Origin of the sequence: uncultured Aurantimicrobium sp. (assembly GCF_936931525.1) — a bacterium.
In the GTDB taxonomy this organism is placed as follows: domain Bacteria; phylum Actinomycetota; class Actinomycetes; order Actinomycetales; family Microbacteriaceae; genus Aurantimicrobium.
The window spans coordinates 1-4,475 of the sequence record NZ_CAKZII010000007.1 but is presented as its reverse complement, the minus strand read 5'-3'; the positions used below and the strand labels follow the sequence as shown (position 1 = coordinate 4,475).

The following is a 4,475-nucleotide window of genomic DNA, read 5'->3' as shown; positions in this document are numbered from 1 at the left end:
CACAATCTGCTGACGGTTCTTGTTCCAGAGTTCGAGAAGTTCACGTTCAGTCATGAGCTCATCCTATGACTGGCCCAACGGTGTTCACGGGATAAACTTGCACTACCGCGCACATCTCGGAAGCCTCCAGCTGCGCACATTATGTGGAACCTCTGGAGAAGTACATGAAACTGTCCCGCGCTCTCTCATTGTCCGTCCTTGTTGCGGCCGGCTCACTATTTCTCGTTGGCTGTGCGTCAACAGCAGCAGACTCAGCTCCTGCCTCAGGCTCCTGCGATGGCGTTGAAGTTGTGGTGAACTTTGGCGTTCTTGATGGCACCAATAGCTCACAGTGCATCGCTATCAGCGGGGACTCGGCACAGGCCATTGATGTTGTTCACGATGCTGGTTTAGCTACTGAAGGAACAGCAACCTATGGTGACGCTATTGTCTGCCGGGTAAACGGTCTTCCTTCGCCAACTGAGCCTGTAGAAGTAGAAGGACAGGCGGAGTTCACCGAAACCTGTGCTGACATGCCCCCCGCATTCGCCTACTGGGCACTCTGGCAGAAGAGCTCTGACGCAGCGTCATGGGATTACGCTCAGTTGGGACTCGGCGACCTCACGGTAAAGAAGGGTGAATCACTCGGCCTCGTCTTCACCACCGGCGACAGCACCCCCACCCCCGTCGTCGAATGATTTCTTACAGCCACGGACGTTGGGCTCCCTTCTGGGTGAGCCTGACGTTCGCTGCTGTTTTTATCCTGCTGCGCATTTTTTACCGTCTGGTTTTTGGCAGCTTCAGCTGGCAGGCCATCGGGCAGGCGGCAACACTAGCTCTTCCCTTTGCCATCGTCATCGTGGTCTGTGGTTTCCTCAGCGCACTGATAGATGTTCGTAAGCTGCTGCCCTCGATGTCGGCGCTCCGTTATGGACGTTCAATCGGCACGGCCTTAGCAATCGCCCTCTCGAGCTATCCCACCCTGATTCACCAGGTGAAGCTGCTGAGCACCGCACGCACTCTTCGTGGAATCCGCTCACGCTCTGCCTTCTTGGTTCCTCTGTTGGAACACACGATTGAACGTTCTGTTGCATTAGCGGCAGCAATGGATCTGAGAGGCTTTGGCGCTGGGAAGCCCTCTTCACCGAGTGGAGAGTCTGCCATCGAGTTGAAGAACTTTTCTCTCGGCTACGACGGCAAGCAAGTCTTGAACAGCATCACCCTGTCGATCCCCGCTGGGGAGATCACCGTTCTGACCGGACAGACCGGATCCGGAAAGACCGCAATTCTGGAGAGCATCGCTGGCCTCAGCCAGCACTTCCACAATGGCCATGTTGACGGAACGCTGACCGTAGGTACCCTCGATCGGAACGCCACCCCTCCTCGTCTCACTGCCGGACTCATTGGTTATGTTGCTCAGGATGTTCGATTGGGTTTTGCGGCAGCTACAGCCCGTGAAGAACTCGAGTTCGGCATGCGCGTGAGTGGTCACACCCGAAGCGAAGCATCTGCTCGTGCAGAAGAACTCATTGAACAGTTCTCACTCACCGGTTTTGCAGACCAGCCGATCGAACAGCTTTCAGCCGGTGAAGCCACCCGGGTTGCTATCGCCTCTGCCCTGGCACTTCGTCCACGGATTCTCCTTTTGGACGAACCTCTCGCTGACCTCGATAATGATGCACGCAGTGAGTTAGCAGATCGGCTGGCCGAGCTCCACAGATCAGAGAACCTCACCATCGTGATGGCAGAGCACCACACACATGAACTCCAAAGCCTCGCCCCTCGTTGGCTTTCTGTCGATTCTGGTGAACTCTGTGAAGGTCGCTGGAATGCTGGTGAAGTTGTTCTTCCTCCTCGTGCGCTTCCGGTTGTGGGCACCGATGAGGCTTTCAGCGTCACTGATGTATCTGTGGCCTACGGGGACCGATCACTCTTTACCAAAGTGTCACTCTCGCTTCACGTCGGAGAGATCCTTGCCATCACCGGTCCGAATGGTGTGGGGAAATCAAGCTTGCTCAATGCCCTCACATCTTCGTCAGATGCTGAGAAACTCCTGCGATTAGTCCCAGAAAATGTCAGCTCGCTGTTTGTGACCGAGACGCTTGAAGAAGAGCTGGTCAAAGCCGATCTGCTGGCAGGCCACAAGAACAGTGGCCTGACTGCCATGACCTTCTGGTCAATCTTGGCCACCGAAGCTTCCACTGATCTCTTGACCGTTCACCCCCGAGATCTCTCTGCAGGAACTCAAGTTGCACTTGCTATCGCGCTCCAGTTGTCGTGGAAACCCCAAGTGATTCTGGTAGATGAGCCCACACGTGGTTTAGATGAAGTTGCTCGAACAGCGATGGCAGAAGTGCTGCGCTGTGTTTCTGAAACAGGAACTGCCGTCATCTTCGCTTCGCATGATCAAACGTTTGTCTCTGACCTGGGCTGCCGTGTGCTTTCACTTCGTCAGGGTGAGCTTGTTCCTGCGGAGGTGGGTGCATGATTTCTCGCCTGAATTTCAAGAACAGCTTTGTGGTTGCTGCATCGTTGTTCGCAGTTTGTGCATTTGCGTGGCCACTCTTTGCCACAGCATTGCCTCAGCAAGCTCAAGCAGCTGTCCCCGTCGTTGTCTTTGCACTTGTTCCTGCATTGATCGTTGTGATCTCACTTCTCCTTGATGGCGCTGTTTCCAGCTCCAAGACTTTGGCGCTTCTCGGTCTTTTGGCCGCTGTCGGCGCTGCCGTGCGCATTGCCAGCACTGGGGTTGGTGGCTTTGAAGCTGTCTTCATCATCTTGATTCTGGGTGGACGTGCGTATGGTGCTCGTTTTGGATTCCTACTAGGAATGCTCACCATTGCACTGTCGTCGATCTTGTGGGGCGGTTTTGGTCCGTGGACCGCGTTCCAGATGTTCGCAGCTGGGTGGGTTGGAGCTGGAGCTGGCCTGATTCCGGGCCGCATCACCGGTGCTGCCGATAAGTCCGCTCGCCGTCGTGAAATCATCTGGCTTATCGCCTACGGAGTCATCGCGTCGTATCTCTTTGGGGCACTCATGAACCTCTGGTTCTGGCCCTTTGGTGTGGGACCCGAAACGTCCATCAGCTACCTGCCTTCTGGTTCTTTGCCGGATAACCTGGGCCGCTTTGGGATTTATACCCTCGTGACGTCCACGCTGACGTGGGACACCGTCCGTGCACTCACCACCGGTATTGGCCTGGCCTTGATTGGCGTACCCGCACTCAAAGCACTTCGTAGAGCAAAGCTCTAGATATAGACCGCTTCGTCGAGGGTTCCCGCATCTGAAATGGGGTGCAGGCCATCACGGTTGACCACATTGACGAATCTGCGCAGAACCAGCTCCATTTCCGTCGCAAACTGCACGAGATCAAAGTAGGTCGCGCTGGGGTTAGGCCCAACCAACATGTCCAGGGCGTCATCTTCACCTAGAGAATCTGTCAGGGCAGGTCCAAAGATGGCGAGTTCATCAATGTTGTTCATTGCTGCGAGCTTGTGAAGGACTTCGCTCATCTCGCCCAGAGCTTCCATGCTCACATTTCCTGAGCCACCGAGAAGTACCCTGCGGCCGGCCATGTATTCCTTATAAGGAACAATGACCGCCTCAGGTTTACGGTGTGCACCCAAAACCACAGGAAGAGCATTCGGATCTGCCCGAAATGTCTTCAGAATCTTCGAAAAGTTCTCACGAGCATCGGCCACGCTGACGATGACGTCGGGATTTGAGTACCACACGTTGTGAGTTTATCAAATTTGTACATAATTTTGTGTATTTATTATGTACAAATTTGTATTTATGCTTCATTGCACGCCAATCAGCCCTTTCGGGCTGCGCAAGCGAAGAATCGCTAGATCGGACTAAACGGAGAAGTATTTAGCCTCAGGGTGGTGGAATACCAAGGCGTCGGTCGATTGCTCAGGGTGCAGCTGGAGTTCTTCAGACAGCACAACGCCCACACGCTCAGGGCGCAGGAGCTCAACAACCTTCTTGCGATCTTCCATATCTGGACAGGCAGGGTAACCCAGGGAGAAACGAGCTCCGCGGTAGTCCAGCTTGAACATTCCGGCAAGATCCGCGGGGTCTTCGGCCTTGTAGCCCAGTTCTTCACGTGTTCTGGAGTGCCAGAACTCTGCCAGAGCCTCTGTGAGCTGCATTGCTAGGCCGTTGAGCTCCATGTAGTCGCGGTAGGAGTTCTCTTCGAACATCTTGGCGGTGAAAGTGTCCACAGTGGCACCGACGGTGACCAATTGGAAGCCCACCACGTCAATCTGTCCACTGTCACGAGACTTGACGAAGTCAGACAGGCACAAGTGACGGTCGCGGCGCTGACGCGGGAAGGTGAAGCGCAGGCGGTCAGAGCCCAAGGCTCCCCCACCTGGCAGGTCAGCTGAACCACCATCTGGAGCTAAAAGTCCTGGTCGGCCCAGGATTCCAGTTGGGTCATCTCCGTGGTTGAGGATGACAAGGTCATCCCCTTCAGAGACAGCGGGGAAGTA

5 protein-coding genes are annotated in these 4,475 nt (G+C 55.0%); 3 read left to right on the top strand and 2 right to left on the bottom strand.

Features of this window, described 5'->3' with window-relative positions; translation table 11 throughout:
* Positions 1 to 164: 164 nt before the first annotated feature.
* Genes Q0362_RS00220 through Q0362_RS00210 form a run of 3 tightly spaced genes read left to right on the top strand, consistent with a single transcriptional unit; the run spans position 165 to position 3,231 of the window.
* Positions 165 to 677, top strand: a complete 513-nt coding sequence (locus Q0362_RS00220) for a hypothetical protein (RefSeq protein WP_298118394.1) — start codon at positions 165 to 167, stop codon at positions 675 to 677.
* Positions 674 to 2,467, top strand: a complete 1,794-nt coding sequence (locus Q0362_RS00215) for an ATP-binding cassette domain-containing protein (protein WP_298118391.1) — start codon at positions 674 to 676, stop codon at positions 2,465 to 2,467. The genes Q0362_RS00220 and Q0362_RS00215 overlap by 4 nt, the downstream gene beginning before the upstream one ends.
* Positions 2,464 to 3,231, top strand: a complete 768-nt coding sequence (locus Q0362_RS00210) for an ECF transporter S component (RefSeq protein ID WP_298118387.1) — start codon at positions 2,464 to 2,466, stop codon at positions 3,229 to 3,231. Before Q0362_RS00215 ends, Q0362_RS00210 begins: the two co-directional genes overlap by 4 nt.
* On the opposite strand, the gene Q0362_RS00205 is transcribed toward Q0362_RS00210, so the two are convergent.
* Both Q0362_RS00205 and Q0362_RS00200 read right to left on the bottom strand, forming a co-directional pair.
* On the bottom strand, positions 3,228 to 3,713 hold the full coding sequence (locus tag Q0362_RS00205) for a type II toxin-antitoxin system Phd/YefM family antitoxin (RefSeq protein WP_298118383.1): 486 nt from the start codon (positions 3,711 to 3,713) through the stop codon (positions 3,228 to 3,230). The genes Q0362_RS00210 and Q0362_RS00205 overlap by 4 nt on opposite strands.
* A gap of 123 nt (positions 3,714 to 3,836) precedes the next feature.
* Positions 3,837 to 4,475 (bottom strand): vitamin B12 dependent-methionine synthase activation domain-containing protein (locus tag Q0362_RS00200; RefSeq protein WP_298118380.1); only part of this gene is annotated, 639 nt, incomplete at its 5' end.

Excerpts from the sequence above, each read along its gene's own strand:
- Q0362_RS00220 (WP_298118394.1), top strand. The coding sequence starts at position 165 with ATGAAACTGTCCCGCGCTCTCTCATTGTCCGTCCTTGTTGCGGCCGGC.
- Q0362_RS00215 (WP_298118391.1), top strand. The coding sequence starts at position 674 with ATGATTTCTTACAGCCACGGACGTTGGGCTCCCTTCTGGGTGAGCCTG.
- Q0362_RS00210 (WP_298118387.1), top strand. The coding sequence starts at position 2,464 with ATGATTTCTCGCCTGAATTTCAAGAACAGCTTTGTGGTTGCTGCATCG.